The sequence below is a fragment of the Leeuwenhoekiella palythoae genome (assembly GCF_020310025.1).
In the GTDB taxonomy this organism is placed as follows: domain Bacteria; phylum Bacteroidota; class Bacteroidia; order Flavobacteriales; family Flavobacteriaceae; genus Leeuwenhoekiella; species Leeuwenhoekiella palythoae.
On sequence record NZ_CP084318.1, the window covers coordinates 2,947,691 to 2,968,410 of the forward strand.

Below are 20,720 nucleotides of genomic sequence, written 5' to 3' on the forward strand. Positions count from 1 at the left end.
ATGAAGATTTCTGAGCTTAAAAACCAAACTATTCTCATAACCGGCGCCGCTGGAAGTATTGGCCGCGAACTGGTTTTAGGCCTAGCCCATTACCAACCCCAGCAACTAATTCTGGTAGATATCTCCGAATTGGGAATGCATAGCTTACTACAAGAAATGGCGATACATTTTCCGAAGGTGAAGTTGACCTATTACCTAGAAAGTATTTGTGATGCTACTTTTATTGCGGCGTTATTTGAAAGACACCTCATTGATCTCGTTTTCCACGCAGCGGCCTATAAACACGTTTCTTTAATGGAAGCAAATGTGTGTGCAGCGGTGAAAACAAATATTAAGGGCGCCAAATTACTTATTGACACTTCTTGTAAACACAATATCGCGCGCTTCCTGTTTATTTCAACAGACAAGGCGGTCGAGCCCATAAGTGTGATGGGTAAAACTAAAAAGGTTGTCGAAGAATATTTGCTTTTCAAACAGACTGAAACTACGACAACACAACTCAGTATTTTGCGTTTGTGTAATGTATATGATTCTTCGGGTTCTGTGGTTCCTGTGTTTAAAGAGCGAATAAAGCAAAATCTTCCGTTGGAAATAAAAGGGAATGAGGTGCAACGCGCTTATATCCACAAAGATCAGTTATTACCAATGGTCCTTGCGATTCTTGATACTGCGCACAGCGGTGGAGTTTTTATTCCAAAGCTTTTTTCGGTGCAGACCGTAGCACAAATTGCTAATCATTTGGTTCAAGAATTGTTAGGTATCTCTTTGTCAGAATATCCGATAGCATACAAAGCACTTCCGGAGTATGAAAAAGAAAAAGAACTTCTACATCTAGAAAGCGATACCGTAGATTCAATGGATAATGATGTTTTGCAACGTATTGCCCCTTCCACAACGCAAATTGATATAGAAATGCTAACGCAGTGTATTGAGGCAGCTGAAGCATTTAAGTCCGCTGAAGCACGTGTATTACTTCAAAAGCTTGCCCTAGCTTAGCTAAAATTAGCATTGGTATTGCTAATGATTCGGTCGAGATCTTGCTCGTACTTTCCGGCAAATTTTACTTTTTTCAAATTCTCAACGTGACGCATGTGGTGCGTGTCTGTACCAATGAAATCGTACATACCTTCGCTAAGTAATTTTAGGGCGATTTTTGCAATACCGGGTCCGTAGTAACCGCTAGGAGACAGCGCATTTAACTGAAATTTACAGATATTCTTAAGTTCGTTATAAGTATCGTATTTGGCGTGATAAAAAGCATAACGCTCAGGATGCGCCAACACAGGTACAAAACCAGAATTACCTACTTTAAAAAGGATTTCTCTAAGGTTTACAGGGGGTTGTAAATATGACATTTCAACTAAAACAAAGTTGTCTTTTAGCGGTAAGATCTGTTTGTTCTCCAAAAGATCTACAAGGCCGGAATCCATCATATATTCTGAGGAAGACCGGATACTGAACTCCGAGTGGCCGTTTTCTTTTAGAAAGGTTTTCAGCGTAGCTTCAGCATCTAAAATAGTCTCAGGCGTATTGGGGTAATAATCACTCATCGTATGCGGTGTGCAAATGAGGTTGGTAATACCCATTTCTTTAAACTGCGTTAATAGCTGAAGAGAATCTTCGGGAGTTTTAGCTCCGTCGTCAATTCCCGGTAAAATATGATTATGAATATCGGTGAATTCACCCAGTTTAGCGGCAAGAAATTTTTTCGAACTGAAAATAGAGAACATGAAGCTGAAATTTTTGGCAAAAGTAAACAATTCTAAGCGGAGATAAAGAACGTAAAATTTAGTTTAATTAAAAATGCTATTCCGCAAATAGAGGTTGTGTACGCTTCCGATATGCATATTTGCGGACAGAATCAGCACGCTACTTGATGTGGTAGAACGCATAAAAAGATTGCAGCTAATTGAGTATATTGCCCGGTGATGCGATTTACGAAACCCTTATACTTGCTGTTTTGGTTGTGCTTTATTTTTGCAAGCACTGCCCAAGAGTTGCCGCCTGTACTCAATTTTACTCCCGAGCAATACAATGCCGAAAACCAGAATTGGGATATTACGCAAGGGGAGGATAAGCTGATCTACGCGGCCAATAATTCTGGATTGCTCGAGTATGATGGAGCCAAATGGCGTTTGTACCCTACTTCTAATAAAACCATTATGCGCTCCGTTGCGACTCAAGGTGATCTGATTTACACAGGGGCGTATATGGAATTTGGCTATTGGGAGCGTGGCAGTAATGGCTTGTTGCAGTATACGTCGCTAAGCGATAAATTAGAGGAGCCACTTATTGAAGATGAGCAGTTTTGGAATATTATTTTGGTTGATAACCTCATTCTTTTTCAATCTTTAGATCGCATTTACAGCTACAATACAGAGACTTCAAATTTTCAAATCATAGATTCAGAATCGGCTATTGTACGGTCTTTTCTAGTCGGGAAATCAGTTTATTTTCAACAGGAAGGTTTGGGTTTGTACCAACTTCAGAACGGTCAACCCGTATTGATATCTGACGCATTGCCGTTTTCAGACTACTTGTTGGTCGCATTGTATAGCAAGGATAATTCACTAATGGCAGTCACCCAAAAACATGGGATTTTTCAGTTAAAGCCTAACGGCGAAATGTCGTCTTGGAACTATGAAGCTCAAGATGCGATCGCTAACGAAACGGTGTATGCAGCGCTTCAATTATCTGATCAAACCCTGCTTTTAGGAACCATTTCTAACGGCCTTTACCATCTTGATGCCGCGGGAAAGATAAAGTATCAGATTGATCAGATTTCGGGACTTTCTAACAACACGGTACTGAGTCTTTGGGAAGATCAAGAGGCACACGTGTGGCTTGGTCTGGATAACGGGATCAGCGTGGTTAATAGCAATTCGGCTTTTAGAGTGTATACCGATTATGACGGAAGTTTAGGGGCAGTTTATGCAGCAAAAAAGCATAAGGGCTATTTGTATGTGGGAACCAACCAAGGACTTTTTTATAAAAAGGACGCTGCTGCAAGTGAGGAATATCAACTTATTCCGGACACTAAAGGGCAGGTGTGGAGTTTGAACGTCCTGGGTGATGCGCTTATTTGTGGACATCACGAAGGAACTTTTCGTGTAGAAGAGAATAGGGTGATTCCCATAGCTAATATCGCAGGAACTTGGGATGTGCATCAAATGAACGATACGCTTGCGATTCAGGGTAATTATAGCGGACTCTATATTTTAGAGCGAAAGGAAACAGGATGGCAGTTACGCAATAAACTGGAAGGCTTTGATATCTCGAGCAGGTATTTTGCTTTTAGCGGTCCACAGACGCTTTATGTAAGCCACGAATATAAAGGGGTTTTTAAATTGAATATTGATGATAGCTTTAGAACGATCACTGAATCCAGACTCCTGAAGCAGCTCCCTAAAGGTGCTAAGTCCAGTATTTTTAAATACAATAATGAGGTGCTATACGCCTATGAGGAAGGGATTTTTAGACTGAATAAGTCCGCGCAAGTTTTTGAAAAAGACAGTTTACTTTCTCATACGTTTTTAGAATCAGGAGGCTATTCTTCGGGTAAACTTACCTATGACACCGGCAATAATAGGCTGTGGGCTTTCAATGAGCAGGAAGTGCTGTATTTTGAGCCCGGAATTCTGGCAGATCAGCTTAAAGTAAGAAGGATCGCCTTGCCTGCAAAAACAAGAAAAGATATTCCCGGTTTTGAAAACATTACTTATCTGGACTCAAATACCTATCTGCTGGGTAATGCAACGGGTTATATAATTTTAGATACCGAAAAGCTTAGCGATGAAAAGTATTTCATAAAGCTTAGAACCATAAAGAATGGAAGTCGCGAAGGAGAATTGGTCACACTAGATCAAACAACTGCCGAAGCATTTCATTACAAACAAAATACATTCGCTTTTGATTTTAGTGTAGCAGAATATGAGAAGTTTAGAGCAGTCGTCTATCAGTATCGTTTAAAAGGATTGTATGAAGAATGGACCAACTGGTCAACCAGTGCTACGGCCTCGTTTGAAAATTTACCACCGGGAACATACACCTTTGAAGCAAGAGCACGCATAGGGGATCAATTATCAGAAAACACGCTACAATATTCTTTTACTGTAGCACGCCCGTGGTATTTTTCTGTGGTTGCGATTATAATTTATGGAGTGCTTCTTGTTTTAATATTTATAGGCATTCAGGTCGTTAACCGTAAGTTTTACAAAAGACAAAAGGAACGGCTTATTGAGATTAATCAGCGTAAGTTGGAAGTAGCAACCTATGAGAATGAGCGCCGAATCATGAAACTGGAGAATGAGAAACTGCAACAAGATGTAGAAAGCAAGAACCGTGAATTGGCAGCTTCCACGATGAGTATTGTTAAGAAAAACGAATTGCTCAATGCTATTAAAAAGGAATTGGATTCGGATACTCAAGAAAATGAACTGAAATCCGTAATTAAGATTATAGATAAAAACTTGAACCCTAAAAAGGATTGGGAGTTTTTTAGAGAAGCATTCAATAATGCAGATAAAGACTTTCTAAAGAAAATTAAAGAGCTGCATCCTAAACTTACTCCAAACGATCTGAAACTCTGCGCGTACCTTAGACTTAATTTATCTTCAAAAGAAATAGCTCCGCTTTTAAACATTTCGGTGAGAAGTGTAGAAATCAAAAGATACCGTCTGCGCAAGAAAATGGAGTTGGAACACGAAGAAAGTCTTGTTGAGTATATTTTGTCGATTTAGATCACCTCATCAATTCTTAAAATCACCTATACATTACCTATACGAAAACGATAGTAATTTTAGCAATAGCTATTTATAGCCTTTACATTTTTAAATTTAACAACTGCTAAAAAGCCTTATAGCGAAAGCGTTTGCGCTAAAAAGTGAAGTATTTTCGCTTTGATTTAGCAACTGTATATTTTTTGTTGAGGTCGTTTTCTCGAATACGATTTAGTTATAAGATAGATTTGATTTCCAAATTAAAATTTATGAAATCATTTTTATCCTTGATCTTATTCGGGTTGCTCACTTCGGGGCTCTTTAGCCAGACCGGTACCGAAGTGCGCGTTACAGGTGCTGTGACAGATATGTCAGGAATGCCACTGCCGGGAGTGAATGTAATTGTGAAAGGTTCTTCCTCAGGAACAAGTACAGATTTTGACGGTCTTTTCAGTTTAGATGTCCCGTCTTCGAGCATTTTGGTGTTTTCCTATTTGGGCTTTCAAACTCAGGAAATAGCCGTAAATGGGGCTGCAGACCTTAACGTGCAATTGGTTGAAGATACTAGTGCACTAGATGAAGTCGTCGTGGTTGGTTACGGAACGCAAAAGAAGAAAGAAATTACCGGTGCGGTAAGCGTTGTAGGTTCTGAAACCATTGAGGAGCAAAACCCTGTGCGGGTAGAACAAGCCTTACAAGGTCGTGTGGCAGGGGTTAATATCAGCTCCAATTCGGGGTCGCCGGGTAGTGCTTCTACGATCTCTATCCGTGGTATTTCTACCAACGGAGACAACCGACCTTTAATTTTGGTTGACGGTGCGGTGATCGAAGATCTTAGTGTGATCAACCCAAATGATATCGAGAGCATCAATGTTTTAAAAGATGCTACAGCCGGTATTTACGGGGTACGAGCTGCAAATGGTGTGATCTTAATCACAACAAAAGGAGGTCGTAAAAACAGTGACCTGCGTGTAGACGTTGATACGTATGTAGGTTTACAGGAAACCACGCGTAAACTTCCGGTGCTTAATGCAACTGAATATGGTGTGATCATCAACGAGGCTTACGCAGCAGGAAATCAAGCGCCTCCATTTCCTAATCTTGCGGTTCTTGGTCAAGGAACCAACTGGCAGGATGAGGTGTTTAGACAAGCCTTACTCTCAGATATAAACGCAACTGTGTATGGAGGTGGTGAAAAATCGGCGTATTCTGTAGGTGCAGGATATTTAGATCAGGATGGAATTGTTGGAGGCGGAGCGGTAAACTTCAACCGTTTTACAGGAAGAGGTAGTTACGATTATGATATTTTAGAAAATCTCAGGTTTTCTTCAACAGCGATCTATACGCATTCTAATAGAAAAACCCTTTCTGAAAATGCATTGGGATCTGTGTTGTTCAATGCGGTGAATATGGCGCCTACGTTCAGTGTTCGTGATGCTAATGGAGACTTTACGATTGCAAACGGTCTAGGGAATGAGGTGATCAACCCTATCGCGCAAATTGCGAATACCTTTAATACCAACGAGGTAGATAAGCTTACTGGGACGGTAGGACTTTCGTATAATTTCTGGGATCATTTTACGGCAGAATCACGCTATCAGTTTAACTATTCTGAAGTGCGTGGCCGTAGTTATTTACCGGCAGGATTGAATTTTGGAGACGGAAAAGTCTTCAACAACCTGGGGGTGAATCAATATTTTGTAAACGACAGTTTCTTTAGGGATTATACGTTTGATAACTTCTTGACTTATCAGAATACGTTTGCAGACGATCACAACCTTACCGTTTTGCTAGGTATGTCTGCATTCAAAACCAGCGGCGAATTTTACAATTTCACGGGGAGAGATGTGCCGGGAACCACTTTTGCCGAAGCTACACTTGAAGGAGCAGGCGAGGTGATCGATGCACGTGACATCAGTGGTCCTGCTGAATTTGATCAGCGTTTACTTTCTTATTTTACGCGTGTTCAGTATAACTACAAGGAGCGTTATTTGCTTTCAGCAGTGTTGCGCCGTGACGGTTCTTCAAACTTTGGACCGGAGAATAAATTTGGTTATTTCCCTTCGGCTTCTATCGGTTGGGTGGCAAGTGATGAGCCCTTCTTCGGGTCTAGTGATCTGCTCAACTTTTTAAAACTTAGAGCGAGTTACGGTATTTTGGGTAATGACCGTATTGGAGCTTTCGGATACGTTTCTACGCTTAACGCAGAAGGAACTTACGTATTTGATGACGAACTCGTGAACGGTGTTGCTGCCGGTCAGCTTTCTAATCCTGAAATTAAATGGGAGCGTCAGAAGACCTTTGATGTCGGTTTTGATGCACGCTTATTCAATAATCGCATCGATCTTACGATGGACTATTTTAAGCGTCGTACCGATGATTTATTGCTAGTGCCTCAAGTTTCGGGAATTTTAGGAGTTTATGCGCCGGGTGCAGGAGCTCCAATCGTAAATGCCGGAAGTGTTGAGAACCAAGGATTAGAATTCTCGGTTTCTTATGATCAGCCAATTGGTGACGATGCGGGATTCAATTTGAGCTACAACTTCACCACGCTTCAAAATGAAGTGCTTGAAGTAGGGAATGAAAGCGGATTTATTCCGGGTGGAAGTTTTGGTTTCGGTCAGGAGCCGCCTGCACGTATGGAAGCCGGCTTTCCAATCGGGTATTTCTACGGTTTACAAACCAACGGTATTTTTCAATCTCAAGCTGAAGTTGATGCGCACGCAACACAAACCGATGCTACCTTGGGAGATTTACGCTTCGTAGATCAAAACGGGGATGGAATTATTAATGGCGATGATCGTGTGAATATTGGCGACCCTATTCCGGATGTTACGATGGGTCTTAATTTAGGATTCAATTATAAGAATTTTGACTTCACGGCTTATGCATTTGCTTCTATAGGCAATGACATTGTACGCTCATACGACCGTAATCAAAACTTGACTAATAAAACTAATTATGTTTTGGACCGTTGGACAGGGCCGGGATCTTCAAACACCTATCCGCGTGTGACTGTAGGGCCTAACTCAAACCTGTTATTCTCTGATTTTTATGTAGAAGACGGTTCGTATGTAAGACTACAAAACGTGCAGTTAGGCTATAGTTTAGGCAATGAAGTCTTAGATCAATTAGGCATCAGAAAGCTGCGTTTTTACTTGGCGGTGACCAATGCATTTACGCTAACAGAGTATAAAGGATACGATCCTTCAGCTTCTTCGGGAGCACCTATTGGTGGCGGAATCGACCAAGGATTCTACCCGGTTCCACGTACATATACTGCAGGAATGAACTTCAAATTTTAAAAGAAGAGCGATGAAAAAATATAATATACAACGTGCATTTTTAAGCCTTTTTGCCGCAGTGCTTATGGTGGCTTGCGGGGACGACTTTGTAGAAGTAGACCCCATCAATGAGAATTCAGAGGATTTTTTCAATTCTGAAGAAGATTATCAGGAAGCCTTAGTTGGCGCATACGATCTGTTACAAGCAACTTATTTGAATGTAATGGTCGGTGAGATTGCTTCAGATAATACCCTTGCCGGTGGCGAGAGCGCTACCGACACGCCGGGGATTCAGGAAATTGATAATATGACCCACACGCCGGTCAATCAGCAACTGCGTGACATTTGGGGATGGATGTTTGCCGGAGTGAACCGCGCAAACTACATTCTAGAGTTTCAGGATAAAATTGATTTTTCAGGAAAAGATCAGATTATAGCTCAAGCGCGTTTTTTACGTGCTTATTATTATTTCGAATTGATAAAATGGTTTGGTGATGTGCCGTTAGCGGTAGATCAACGTCTTTTATTTGGAGATCAATTTAATGTTGATAGAACTCCAAGAGCAGAAGTGTATGCGCAAATTGAGCAAGATCTCATTTTTGCTGCGGAAACGCTTCCGGCAACTCAGGCTGAAGAAGGCCGAATCACCAGTGGAGCCGCAAGAGCATTGTTAGGGAAAGCCTATCTGTATCAAGATAAATTTACCGAAGCTGCAAATGCACTAGATCAGGTGGTTGCCGGTCCTTATGACTTGGTAGACGATTATTCCACCATTTTTGAGTTAGAAGGTGAGAACAATATCGAGTCGGTTTTTGAAGTACAATACACCGATAAAGAAGGAGCAGGTTTTGGATGCTTGCAATGTAGTGAAGGAAATGTAGCGGTTGGTTTCAACGGAATACGTAATTACAGCGGACCTTTATTTGACTCGGGATTCAGCTTTAACGTTCCTGTACAGGAAGCTTATGATGCTTTTGAACCGGGAGATATGCGTCGCGATATCGCTATTTTGAATATCGAAGAATTCGCCGCTGCAAACGGAGCGACATACAATGAAGGTTTCGAGCATACCGGTTTTTATAACCGAAAATACATTGCGCGTAAAGGGGATGCCAATTTGGGAGATGCCAATCTTACCAATCCTAACAATTACCGTTCTATTCGTTTTGCAGATGTATTGCTTATGGCTGCAGAGGCACACAACCGTAAGGCTAATCCTAATGATGCTTTGGCAAGAGAATACTTAAACCGTGTACGCCGTCGTGCTTTTGGCGATACCGATCACGACATCGCTGCAAGCGGCGCCACGCTTACCGATTTTATTTTAGAAGAAAGAAGGCTAGAACTGGTAGGTGAAGGACACCGCTTCTTCGACTTGGTACGTACCGGGAGAGCGGCACAAAACATACCGGGCTTTACAGCAAATAAAAATGAATTATTCCCAATCCCTACCATAGAGATTCAGCTGGCTGGAAATCGCTGGGAACAAAATCAAGGATACTAATTAATACACTAGGATACGATGAAAATTTTACGATTACTAATAGCATTTTTGGCAGTAGCCCAAATCTTTACCGCTTGTGAAGATGATGTAATTACAAATTATGCATTACAAGAAATTTCTGCACCTACCGGTGTTACTGCAAACTTTGCGATCACACAGGACGATACAGGGATGGTAACTATTACTCCTGTAGGCGAAGGTGCTTCAACCTTTACCATAGATTTTGGTATTGAAGGAGAAGCACCAATAACTATAAACGCAGGAGAAAGCACCACTTATACCTATGCCGAAGGGGAGTATCTGGTACGTATCACAGCAACCGGATCTACAGGATTAACCAGCGAGTTCAACAAGATGATCAAAGTATCGTTTACGGCACCAGAAAATCTGGATTTTGAAACTACCGTGAGCGGACTTACTGCTGTAGTAATACCAACAGCAGACAATGCAACTATGTTTGATGTGTATTTTGGTGCAAGTGATGAGGAAGAACCACTTACGGTTATGGCTGGGAGCACTGCAGAATTTACTTATGAAGAACCTGGTGATTATATGGTGCGCGTTGTGGCTAAGGGCGCAAGTGCAAATACCATTGAATTGACTAAAACAGTAACGATTACCGGTGCTGTTGATCCTATTGCATTACCAATCACCTTTGACGATCCTACTGTAAATTACGCTTTCGGGACGTTCAATGGCGCTGCTTTTGAAGTGGTAACCAATCCTGATCTTTCCGGAGCAAACACTACTGCATCTAGCGTAGGAGCGATCACAAATTCTGGAGCTCAGTACGAAGGTGGAGCATTCACTTTGGGTACTCCGGTTGACTTCAGCGGAGCGAATAAAACCATCACTCTGAAATTCTGGTCTGATGTTGAAGTACCTGTATTGTTGAAATTTGAAGGAGGCGTTAACGGAGAACGTCAAAACGAGATCACTAAGACCCACACGGGTTCAGGATGGGAAACCCTAAGTTTTGATTTTGCTACCGAAGCTGTAAAAAGCTACATCGACGGAAGCCAGGGTGTTGGCGAACCATTTGTACCTACAGGGCAATATGCAACGATGGTGTTTTTTGTTGATGGTCCGGGTACCACAGCTGGAACTTTCTATATCGACGATATAGAGCAAACCGGCGGTGCGACTGAGCCAGTGATGGCTGCGCCAACTCCGGAAGCGGCAGAAGCAGATGTGCTTTCGATTTTCAGTGATTCTTATACAGATCCTGCTTCGGTAAATTATTTCCCGAATTGGGGACAATCAACAACCTATGAGCAAGTAGATCTAGCTGGAAACGCTGCAATTAAATACGGAAACGCTAACTATCAGGGAATCGATCTTGGCGGTGAGTATGATGCTTCCGGATACGAATTTGTACATATCGATGTTTGGTCTGCAGATTATACAAGCATTCCGTTTTTCATCATTGATACATCAGGAGAGCGTCCGGTAAACTTAGAAGTGACTGCCGGAGAATGGACAAGTATCGATATTCCAATTTCAGCATTTACTGATCAGGAAATTTCGGTAACTAATGTGTTCCAATTCAAGTTTGATGTGCAGCCTGATAATGGCGGAACCTTCTACATAGATAATTTATACTTCTACAACCAAGCGGCTGCAGTACCAGACAGTCCACAAGTGGCAGCACCGGCACCAACCTTTGACGCAGCAAATGTGATCTCATTATTCAGTGATGCGTATACCGATGAGGCGATGGCAACATGGAGAACAGATTGGTCTGATGCAACACTTGAAGATATCGCAGTAGCAGGAAATGCGGTAAAGAAATATTCAGCATTAAACTTTGTAGGTGCAGAGCCGGTAAATCAAATTGATGCAAGTGCTATGACGCACTTCAGCACCGATATTTGGACGGGCGACGCGACGCAAATTCGTATTAAATTGGTGGATTTTGGAGCTAATGGAACTTATCAAGGAGGAGATGACAGCGAGCACGAGATCGTATTGAATTTTGATAATGGTGACTTCACGCGCAATACGTGGGTGACTTTAGATATTCCATTGGCAGATTTCACCGCACTAACCTCGCAATCTAATATTGCACAGTTGATCTATTCCGGAGGTCCTGCAGGAGCAACAACGGTTTATGTAGACAACGTATACTTCCACAACTAGGAATTAAATAGTAAGATATCATGAAAAAGATAATTCAAATAACATCCTATTGCTTACTGCTGTTTTTAGCAGTAGGCTGTCAGGATGATGACAATACTCTGGAGCAAATCTTAGTACCTCAAAACCTTGAGGTGACTATGGATGTGACAGACGACGGCTCAGGAAATGTAACGTTTACCGCAACCGCAGACAATGCGGTGACCTACAGGTTTGTTTTTCCTGACGGAACCACAGCGGTTGCGCCAAGTGGAGTGTACACTAAGCGGTTTACAAAAACCGGACTCAATACTTACCAGGTAACGGTAATGGCTTATGGTCAGGGAGGTGTAAACAGTTCGAGGTTGGTAGAAGTAACGGTAGAAAGTGATTTCTCAGACCCAGAAGCGATCGAGTTGTTAACCGGTGGCGGAAGCAAAACCTGGTATTGGGCAGCAAATGAACCCAATCATTTGGGTGTTGGGCCTAATAATGATGATGCTACGCAAAACTATTTCTGGGCGTATTTTTCATTTACAGAGCCTTTTGCGTTGGCCAATATTCCAGCGGCGACCTGTGCTTATGACGATGAGTTTATTTTTAGTACCACGACCGGTGAAGATTTGACCTATGAGTATGATAACAACGGGGCGAGTTTCTTTAATAGAAGCTATGCGAGCGTGGTTAATGGGCAATCACCAGACGATAGCTGTTATGAGTTTGATACCTCTGGCGAGCGTGCGGTGAGTTTAGCACCATCAGAATCTGTGGTTGCTGCTGAGCGTAAGCGCGGTACGGCAATGACCATTAGTAACGAAGGTTTTGTAGGCTATTATATTGGTACCAATGAATATGAAATTCTTTCGCTTACTGAAAACCGAATGTTGCTAAGAGCAGTACAGGGTAACGATCAAGGTTTGGCGTGGTATATCATTTTAACTGCTGAAAAACCGGTGCAAGGTAGCGGACCGCAAGCGGAAGAAGATGACTTTCCTAATTTGGTTTGGTCAGACGAATTTGACACTAACGGTGCTCCTAATCCTGCAAACTGGACCTATGATTTAGGTAATGGTCAAGCAGGTTGGGGAAATAATGAAGTACAATATTATACAGACCGAAGCGAAAATGTAGTGGTTGAAGATGGCGTGTTAAAAATAACTGCGCAACGCGAAAGCTATATGGGATTCGACTTTACTTCGGCACGCTTAAAGTCTGAAGGTTTGCAGGAATTTACCTTTGGTCGTTATGAGATCAGAGCTAAGTTACCCGAGGGTGTTGGTACTTGGCCTGCGATCTGGATGTTGGGAGCAGATTATCAAACCAATGCGTGGCCGGGAGCCGGAGAGATCGATATTATGGAGCACGTAGGTCGTAATCAAAATGAGGTTTTATCTACGCTGCATTTCCCCGGGAATTCAGGTGCTAATGCAATTTCAGAAGCAACAACGGTAGAGACGGTAAGTAGCGAATTCCACGTGTATGCGGCAGAATGGACCGAGACGCAAATTCGTTTTTATGTAGATGACGAGTTGTATCACATTTTTCAAAATGACGAAACCAAGCCTTTTAACAAGGACTTCTTTATGATCCTCAATGTCGCTATGGGTGGAAACCTTGGAGGTGATGTCGATGCCTCTTTTTCTCAGAGCGCTATGGAAGTAGATTACGTACGTGTTTACCAGCGCGATTAATTTGAAAGAAAAAACGATGAAACAGTTCAAAATTGTATTGATCGCAGTTTTCGCGCCGTTCTTTACGTCAGAAGCCCAAACCAAAGGAATCAACGACTTAGATCCTGTGGTTGAGCACAAAATTGATTCGATTTTAGAATTGATGACGGTAAAGGAAAAGGTTGGGCAAATGGTGCAATACAACGGAAGCTTTGATGTAACCGGTGCGCCATCTGATATCGATTCAAAAACGAAACTTCAAAAACTAAAGAATGGCGAAGTTGGTTCTATGCTGAATGTACTCACTGCTGAAGCTACCCGCGAAGCACAGCAAGTCGTAATGGAAAACTCAAGACTGAAAATTCCGTTGCTTTTTGGCTATGATGTGATTCACGGCTATAAAACAATGTTTCCGGTGCCTTTAGGAGAAAGCGCAAGCTGGGATCTCGACGCGATGAAATTAAGTGCAAGTATCGCCGCTAAAGAAACAGCCGCGGCCGGAGTGCACTGGACTTTCGCACCGATGATCGATGTGTCTCGCGATGCACGCTGGGGCCGTATTATGGAAGGTGCCGGTGAAGATCCTTATCTCAATGCGGTGACTGGTGTGGCACGCATTAAAGGTTTTCAAGGCAGCGATTTGGCAGATGTTGCCACCATTGCCGCTTGTGCAAAACATTTTGCAGGTTATGGCTTTGCCGAAGCAGGCAGAGATTACAACACGGTAAACGTAGGTACTTCTGAGTTGCAAAATGCCATTTTGTTGCCGTTTAAAGCTGCTGCCGAAGCCGGTGTAGCAACCTTTATGAATTCGTTCAACGAGATCGATGGGGTGCCTTCAACTGCATCGACTTACTTGCAGCGTGATATTTTAAAAGGCGCTTGGGACTATAAAGGTTTTATGGTTTCAGACTGGGGTTCTATTGCTGAGCTGATTCCGCATGGGTATGCTGAAGATAAAATGCAGGCCGGTGAATTGGCTGTAGTTGCCGGTAGTGATATGGATATGGAAGGCCGTGTGTATGAAGAAGCGCTGGAGCCTTTGGTGAATGGAAATACAATTGATGAAGCGCTTTTGGATGATGCGGTACGACGTATTTTAAGAGTGAAATTTCATCTGGGACTTTTTGAAGATCCGTATAAATACAGCGATGCGCAACGCGAACAAGAAGTATTACTTGCGGAAGCACACCTTGAAGCTGCCCGGGATATCGCACGTAAATCCATCGTCTTGCTCAAAAATGAAAATTCGGTTTTACCATTGAGCAAAGCCTTAGAAAGCATTGCAGTGATCGGTCCGTTGGCAGATGATAAAGATTCCCCATTAGGAAACTGGCGCGCACAAGCCGATAAGAATTCGGCGGTTTCTGTTTTAGAGGGAATTCAAAAAGCGGTTGGCAATGAGGTTCAAATCAATTATGCTAAAGGTGCCGATTTAGGAATTGGAGAACGTAGTTTCTTGATGCCGCTAGAAATCAATGACACCGATACTTCCGGCTTTGCTAAAGCTATTGAAGCCGCAAAGAAGTCTGAAGTGGTTGTTATGGTTTTGGGTGAAGATGCTTTTCAAACCGGTGAAGGCCGTAGTCAAACCGGGATTCAATTGCGCGGTGTACAGCAGGAATTGCTTGATGAGGTCGTTAAAGTGAATACTAATGTGGTTTTGGTATTGATGAATGGCCGTCCCTTAGATATTAGTAAACCTAACGAACAAGTTTCGGCGATTGTAGAAACCTGGTTTTTAGGTTCGCAAGCAGGTAATGCCATTGCAGATGTACTTTTTGGAACCTATAATCCGTCAGGGAAATTGCCGGTTTCTTTTCCACGAAATGTCGGTCAAGAACCTTTATACTACAATCAAAAGAACACAGGACGACCCGCAAGCAATATGGTTACATATTCGGGTTATCAAGACAGTTCGCGCGAAGCCTTGTTTCCTTTCGGTTTCGGGTTGAGTTATACAACTTTTGAATATGGAGCGATCAGCTTAAGCGCAAGTGAATTTTCAGGGGAAGAAAAACTAGAGGTAGCTATTGAATTGACCAATACGGGAGACGTTGCCGGTAAAGAAACGGTACAGCTGTATCTTAGAGATTTGGTTGCAAGCCGTACACGGCCGGTCAAAGAATTACGAGACTTTAAGCAGATAAGCTTAAATCCTGGAGAAACCAAAAAAGTGACGTTTGAAATTTCAGCAAAAACTTTAGAGTTCTATACTGCTAACAATACTTGGGAAGCGGAATCAGGAAGCTTCAACGTGATGTTGGGAAGCAATTCAAGAGATCTAAAAGAAGCAAGCTTTCAATATAAAAAGTGATGAAAAAAGTTCTAGTATTTATAGCACTAATCAGTTTCGGAGTTCACGCACAAGAGCGTGAATTGGTATGGTCTGATGAGTTTAACGGTGATGCCTTAGACCTTACCTCGTGGAATTTTGAACTCGGTGACGGTTGCCCTAATCTTTGTGGTTGGGGAAATAACGAGCGTCAAGTTTATACGAAAGAGAATCACCGTCTTGAAGATGGTAAGTTGATCATTACCGCAAAAAAGGAAGGAGATCTTTACACTTCAACCCGCATAACCACACAAGGAAAACACGAATTTCAGTATGGAAGAATGGAAGCGCGTGCAAAGGTAGCGGTGGGACAGGGGATCTGGCCTGCATTCTGGATGCTAGGCAGCGATATTAAAGAAGTAGGCTGGCCGGCTTGTGGCGAGATCGACATTCTGGAGTACGTGGGTAGAGAAGAAGATATGGTGTACACCACCTTGCACGTGCCTGCGGGGCACGGCGATTCTGCCTTCAGTAAAAAAACAAAGTTTGAGGATATTGAAGAGGGCTATCACGTGTATGCTGCAGAATGGTCACCGGAGCAAATAGAGTTCTTCGTAGACGATCAATCGGTTTTCGTTTATAATCCTGAAGATAAGACCAAAGCAGTTTGGCCGTTTGACCAGCCTTTTTACTTCATTATAAATCTAGCCATCGGCGGAAACTTTGGTGGCCCCGAAGTAGATGATTCAATTTTTCCGCAGGAATATGCGATAGATTATGTACGGGTATATCAGTTAGAACCTTAGTTTAGTTTCATAAATACGTTGTTTGTTTTGAGGTCTTGTGTGATGCGCAAGGCCTTTTTTTATCGAAGCACGTGAGATGATCTAAATAGCAAGTATATTTGCAGTCTATGAGTACACTTACCTCAATTACGATTAGACCAGAACTGCTGGAAAATCGAGAATACATTCTTCAGCAAGCTTTAGGGAAAACAAAGATCAAAGCGGTATCTGTGACCGATTGGCGCATTAGAAAGCGCTCTATTGATGCTAGAAATAAGCCCATAAAATTACAATTGCAGATTGAAATTTGGCAGCAAGATGAACAGCTCGAACCTTTGAATCGTTTTGTACCGAAAGACGTAAGTAATGCACCAAAGATTGCCATTATAGGCGCCGGTCCTGCCGGATTGTATGCAGCTTTGCGCGCTATTGAAGCCGGCTTGAGGCCCATTGTATTTGAACGTGGAAAAGATGTGCGCGAGCGCCGAAGAGATCTGGCAAAGATAAATAAAGACCAGCTTGTAAATCCGGAATCTAATTATTGTTTTGGGGAAGGAGGCGCCGGAACTTATTCTGACGGAAAATTATATACCCGTTCAAAAAAGCGCGGTAATGTACTTAAAGGTTTAGAATGGCTAGTGCATTTTGGCGCAGACGAAGATATTTTGGTAGATGCACACCCGCATATTGGAACTAACAAATTACCGAAAGTGATTTCCGCAATGCGGGAAGCGATCATTGCTGCCGGTGGAGAAGTACATTTTAATGCTAAACTCACGGATCTTCATATTGAAAATAAGGTCTTAAAAGGCATTGTGATCAATGAAGAAAAGCAATATGCTTTTGATGAGGTGGTTCTGGCGACTGGGCATTCAGCTCGAGATATTTTTTATTTATTGCACGACAAAGGAGTGAAGATCGAAGCCAAACCTTTTGCGCTGGGTGTACGCGCCGAACATCAGCAGGAAGTGATCAATTATATTCAGTATCACGGGGAAACTGACAATCCGTACTTGCCGCCTGCCGCTTACAGTCTGGTGGAGCAGGTAGATGGGATGGGCGTATATTCATTTTGTATGTGCCCCGGTGGAATCATCGCGCCTTGTGCAACCCAACAGGAAGAAGTGGTTACCAATGGCTGGAGTCCTAGTAAACGAAATAATCCGTACGCCAATTCTGGAATAGTGGTCAGCGTTGAACCTAAGGATTTACCTAATTATACTCCAGATGATCCTTTTGTTAGCCTGAATTTTCAGAAGGAAGTGGAGCGTGCTTGCTGGATTGCGGGTGGGAAAACACAACAAGTGCCGGCACAGCGTATGACTGATTTTGTAAACGGAAGATTAAGTAATGATTTTCCGAAGACTTCTTATCAACCGGGAATCGTGAGTGCCGACTTGAATAAAGTGCTTCCAAAATTAATAGCAAATCGACTCAAGAAAGCGTTTGTGCTGTTTAATAAGAAAATGCCGGGATATCTTTCAAAAGATGCCGTATTACACGCGCCCGAAAGTCGTACCTCGTCTCCGATTTCTATTCCTAGAAATCCGGAAACTTTAGAACATATAGAAGTTAAAGGATTGTATCCTTGTGGAGAAGGAGCAGGCTATGCTGGTGGAATTATGTCTGCAGCCATCGACGGGATTAATTGCGTAGATGCGATCGCTAAAAAATACCAATTGGCATAAAAGAACAAAGCCTTGCTTCTGCAAGGCTTTGTATGTTTTAAAAGCTGAAAAAAAGACTTGATTATTCAGCTTCTGGAGTAGTAACAGCAGCGCTGTCAACTACAACTTCAGCAGGAGCTTCAACAGGAGCTTCTTCTAAAACAGGAGCTTCAGGAGTTACTTCCTCCATTGAAGTTTCTTGCATAGACTCATCAGTAGTTGCTTCTGCAGACTCTCTACAAGAAGAAACAGTGATCATTAAACTCAGTGCGAAACCAGCTAAAATATTGCGTTTCATAGAATGTGATTTATTGCGTTAAAAATGCGAGCGAATGTAATTTAAATTCTAATTCGTGCAACAAAATCAGATACTATTTTTTCAAAAAAATAAACGTTTTTTTAGCGGTATGGTTTGGGAGCTAATCAATTGATAATTAAATAATTGATCTGTTTTTGTTCTTTTGAATACACAATAAACAACCCTTACTACGCATACACATTCGCTAAAGACGAAATTCTGGACGCCAAAATCTCATCACGAGAAGCATTTTCGGTAAAATTTGCTTTCAGTTTTTTAAATTCTAATAGGGTATAATTTCGCACTATTTGTTCTAAAATAAGTCCTCTCGATTTTCTAAAATGCGCCAAGTTGATGCGCAAGGTATCAGGGTTTGTGGTTAAGGTGATTTTATCGCGCTTTAAAACATTCCAATACGTATGTATGATCAAATTTTCTTGGGTTGAGGTATTGATGTGATGCAATAATTGCTGAGTCAATTGTGCATCGTCATTATTTAAATGCTCTAAAAGATGTTTTTGAAAAAACGAACTGTTGATGACTTGAGTAGCACGGCGCACCGCACTATCTACAAGACTGTTATTTCCTTGATAAACTAAATTCATTCGGGTTAGGCTTAGGTTTAAAATTCTTGTTGGTTGCTGTGGTTAAACGAATTACAACGTTTTCTAAAGCTAAAAATTTGTACGCGGAGTAAGACATTATATATGAGAGTTTTAGTTGAAATGATAAAATATTCGTTGTAATAACCGTGTAGGGTAATGTATTCTGAAAGTTTAAGGTTCATCCCCTCTGCTAATGTATTAATGTATTCGACTTGAGACTAGGTCGTTGTACAGGTAAGAACAGGATAAATGGAAGCGTGTAGATACGTACTTTTCCAACAAACTATTAAATATGAAGCTCTTAAAATCCACGCTACTTGTAACACTCCTCATCAGTTTGTTCTCTTGTAAAAATCAAAAGGAAACTAAAACTTCCGCAGAAAATTTCTTAATTATCGATACGCTGAATGTCACGGCTCCTTTTGGCAACTACAACATACAAACTCCGGATTTTAAGAACGCACCGCAATTTTTAATCACCGACTTTGGTGCAGAGCAGACTGATCAAGACAAAACTTCAAAGGCTATCGCTACTGCCATAGACAGTGCGCACGCGCGTAATGGAGGAACGGTGGTCATTCCAAAAGGGGAGTGGCTTACTTCAAAAATCCATTTTAAGAGTCACGTAAATCTACATTTGGAAGAAGGAGCAACATTGCTCTTTTCAGAAAATCCACAAGATTATTTACCTGCGGTGCTGAGTACTTGGGAAGGGATGGAATGCTACAATTACTCCCCATTGATTTATGCTTACGATTGTGAAAATGTTGCCATCACTGGCAAAGGCAAGTTAAAAGCAAAAATGGATACCTGGAAAGTATGGTTTGCACGGCCATCTGGTCATATGCAAAACCTGAAGCAGCTTTACGAAATGGCTTCTAAAGATGTGCCGGTAGAAGAGCGACAAATGGTTAATGATTCGGCTAATTTCAGACCGCAATTCATTCAGTTTAACCGCTGCAAAAAAGTACTTTTAGAAGGTATTTCGATAGAAAATAGTCCGTTTTGGGTGATTCATCCCTACCTATCTTCTGATGTAGTCATCAGAAATGTAAATGTGTATGCGCACGGTCATAATAATGATGGAGTGGATCCTGAAATGAGTCAAAATGTACTTATTGAAGACTGTGTTTTTGATCAGGGCGATGATGCCATCGCAGTTAAAGCAGGCCGTAATCAAGATGCTTGGCGTCTCAACACTCCGGTAAGAAATGTGGTTGTACGTAATTGTCTAGTTAAAAACGGGCACCAGTTGTTAGCCATAGGGAGCGAACTCTCTGGCGGGGTTGAAAATATTTATATGGAAAATTGTGAAGTTGAACCCAATGCAAAACTCAATCATTTACTCTTTATAAAGACTAACGAGCGGCGAGGAGGATATGTAAAGAATATTTATATGGAAAATATCAAAGCCGGAAGAATCGATATGGGCGTGCTGGGTATCGAGACCGATGTGCTGTACCAGTGGCGTGATCTTGTGCCTACCTACGAGCGCCGTTTGACGCAGATTGAACAAATACATATGAAAAATATCAAAGCCGAAAATGTTGATTTTGTCTCGCGCATTTTGGGTGAAGCAGAATTGCCGGTGCGAGAAATTCAGTTAACTACTATCCAGGTTGATTCTATTCGGGATACCGAAACGATTCATCAAAATGTTGAGAATTTTAAACGTACGGAATAAAACTATTTGTAATACTTAACATATAGATTGCTAACCAAGCCCGAATTTTCATTCGGGCTTTTTTATTGATTAGGGTAAATGTCAATTTGGTAAATCAAAAAGCCCATAATTTCGA

General features: G+C 41.9%; 13 protein-coding genes. 10 read left to right on the plus strand and 3 right to left on the minus strand.

Features of this window, described 5'->3' with window-relative positions:
* Nucleotides 1-996, plus strand: a complete 996-nt coding sequence (locus LDL79_RS12650) for a polysaccharide biosynthesis protein (protein WP_225597929.1) — start codon at nt 1-3, stop codon at nt 994-996.
* On the opposite strand, the gene LDL79_RS12655 is transcribed toward LDL79_RS12650, so the two are convergent.
* A complete protein-coding gene (locus tag LDL79_RS12655; protein WP_225597930.1) occupies nt 993-1,730 on the minus strand; it encodes a tyrosine-protein phosphatase in 738 nt (245 codons plus the stop codon). The genes LDL79_RS12650 and LDL79_RS12655 overlap by 4 nt on opposite strands.
* 198 nt (nt 1,731-1,928) lie before the next feature.
* Between LDL79_RS12655 and LDL79_RS12660 the strand changes: the two genes are divergently transcribed.
* The 8 genes from LDL79_RS12660 to LDL79_RS12695 all read left to right on the plus strand — a co-directional run bounded on the left by LDL79_RS12660 (nt 1,929) and on the right by LDL79_RS12695 (nt 18,039).
* Complete coding sequence (locus tag LDL79_RS12660; protein ID WP_225597931.1) at nt 1,929-4,739, plus strand: triple tyrosine motif-containing protein; 2,811 nt, start codon at nt 1,929-1,931, stop codon at nt 4,737-4,739.
* 248 nt (nt 4,740-4,987) lie between these two features.
* Nucleotides 4,988-8,023, plus strand: a complete 3,036-nt coding sequence (locus tag LDL79_RS12665; protein WP_225597932.1) for a SusC/RagA family TonB-linked outer membrane protein — start codon at nt 4,988-4,990, stop codon at nt 8,021-8,023.
* A gap of 10 nt (nt 8,024-8,033) precedes the next feature.
* Nucleotides 8,034-9,506, plus strand: a complete 1,473-nt coding sequence (locus LDL79_RS12670) for a RagB/SusD family nutrient uptake outer membrane protein (RefSeq protein ID WP_225597933.1) — start codon at nt 8,034-8,036, stop codon at nt 9,504-9,506.
* 18 nt (nt 9,507-9,524) lie between these two features.
* Nucleotides 9,525-11,645: a hypothetical protein gene (locus LDL79_RS12675; RefSeq protein ID WP_225597934.1), complete on the plus strand. Its 2,121-nt coding sequence runs from the start codon at nt 9,525-9,527 to the stop codon at nt 11,643-11,645.
* Nucleotides 11,646-11,665: 20 nt separating this feature from the next.
* Nucleotides 11,666-13,312 (plus strand): family 16 glycosylhydrolase, encoded by a 1,647-nt coding sequence (locus LDL79_RS12680; protein WP_225597935.1) that lies wholly within the window; start codon nt 11,666-11,668, stop codon nt 13,310-13,312.
* A 16-nt stretch (nt 13,313-13,328) separates the two neighbouring features.
* Nucleotides 13,329-15,608: a beta-glucosidase BglX gene (gene bglX / locus LDL79_RS12685; RefSeq protein ID WP_225597936.1), complete on the plus strand. Its 2,280-nt coding sequence runs from the start codon at nt 13,329-13,331 to the stop codon at nt 15,606-15,608.
* Nucleotides 15,608-16,372, plus strand: coding sequence for a glycoside hydrolase family 16 protein (locus LDL79_RS12690; protein ID WP_225597937.1), 765 nt, complete (start codon nt 15,608-15,610; stop codon nt 16,370-16,372). Before bglX ends, LDL79_RS12690 begins: the two co-directional genes overlap by 1 nt.
* Nucleotides 16,373-16,479: 107 nt before the next feature.
* Nucleotides 16,480-18,039, plus strand: a complete 1,560-nt coding sequence (locus tag LDL79_RS12695) for an NAD(P)/FAD-dependent oxidoreductase (RefSeq protein ID WP_225597938.1) — start codon at nt 16,480-16,482, stop codon at nt 18,037-18,039.
* Nucleotides 18,040-18,100: 61 nt separating this feature from the next.
* Here the strand turns inward: LDL79_RS12695 and LDL79_RS12700 are convergent, their stop codons facing one another.
* Both LDL79_RS12700 and LDL79_RS12705 read right to left on the minus strand, forming a co-directional pair.
* Nucleotides 18,101-18,316: a hypothetical protein gene (locus LDL79_RS12700; RefSeq protein ID WP_072984619.1), complete on the minus strand. Its 216-nt coding sequence runs from the start codon at nt 18,314-18,316 to the stop codon at nt 18,101-18,103.
* Nucleotides 18,317-18,504: 188 nt separating this feature from the next.
* Nucleotides 18,505-18,921, minus strand: a complete 417-nt coding sequence (locus LDL79_RS12705; RefSeq protein ID WP_225597939.1) for a hypothetical protein — start codon at nt 18,919-18,921, stop codon at nt 18,505-18,507.
* A gap of 292 nt (nt 18,922-19,213) precedes the next feature.
* Here LDL79_RS12705 and LDL79_RS12710 point away from each other — a divergent pair, with 292 nt between their 5' ends.
* Nucleotides 19,214-20,605 (plus strand): glycoside hydrolase family 28 protein, encoded by a 1,392-nt coding sequence (locus LDL79_RS12710; RefSeq protein WP_225597940.1) that lies wholly within the window; start codon nt 19,214-19,216, stop codon nt 20,603-20,605.
* Nucleotides 20,606-20,720 lie beyond the last annotated feature (115 nt).